The 596-nt window shown below is 61.9% G+C and carries 2 pseudogenes; one reads left to right on the top strand and one right to left on the bottom strand.

From position 1 onward, the window contains the following. Positions 1 to 91: 91 nt before the first annotated feature. Positions 92 to 229, bottom strand: a pseudogene (locus ACFPOB_RS30855) (integrase core domain-containing protein); the annotation flags it as partial. Positions 230 to 372: 143 nt separating this feature from the next. Between ACFPOB_RS30855 and ACFPOB_RS31160 the strand changes: the two are divergent. Beyond that, positions 373 to 495 (top strand): annotated as a pseudogene (locus tag ACFPOB_RS31160) (IS110 family transposase); the annotation flags it as partial. Positions 496 to 596: the final 101 nt, after the last annotated feature.

Raw genomic sequence — 596 nt, forward strand, 5'->3', positions numbered from 1 at the left:
CCATCGTGCGGCGCACAGCGACCGCGGACAGAAGCGTGACCCCATGCCGGCGCACCACGGTTCGTGCTTGACGCCCAAGCCCCGATTACAGAAGGCACTCATCCCGGAAGCGTCCGTTGAAGCTCTCGACGAAGGCATTCTGCGTTGGCTTGCCGGGGGCGATGTAGTGCCACTCGACGCCGGTCTCCTGGCACCAGCGCAGAATCGCCATCGAGGTGAACTCGGTGCCGTAGCACATTGGGAAGGGGCTCAACCGTCGGCTGACGGCGCGTGAAGCCTTGCGTAGCGCAGCGTGCCGTCACGGCGGTCATGGCCGACCAGCAGGTCTCTAAAGTGAGGTTGTCGAGACAACACTTTGGAGCGAGGCCGACCATGACCAAGCGCTTTTCTACTCCCACCGGCGCCGTGCTTGTAGCGATCGACATGTCAAAGCACCGTCAGGAGGTCCTAATCGAACGACCTGAAGGCGGTCGACGACGGCGGATGACCGTGTTGGTGCAGATTCCGACGCGACCGGCCGGGTAATCCAATAATTAACCGGCCACTGTTCCGAGAATTAACCGGTCGGGATTCCGAGAATTATCCGGCCAGGGCGG

The sequence above is a fragment of the Allobosea eneae genome (genome assembly GCF_042657265.1).
Classification (GTDB): Bacteria; Pseudomonadota; Alphaproteobacteria; order Rhizobiales; family Beijerinckiaceae; genus Allobosea; species Allobosea eneae.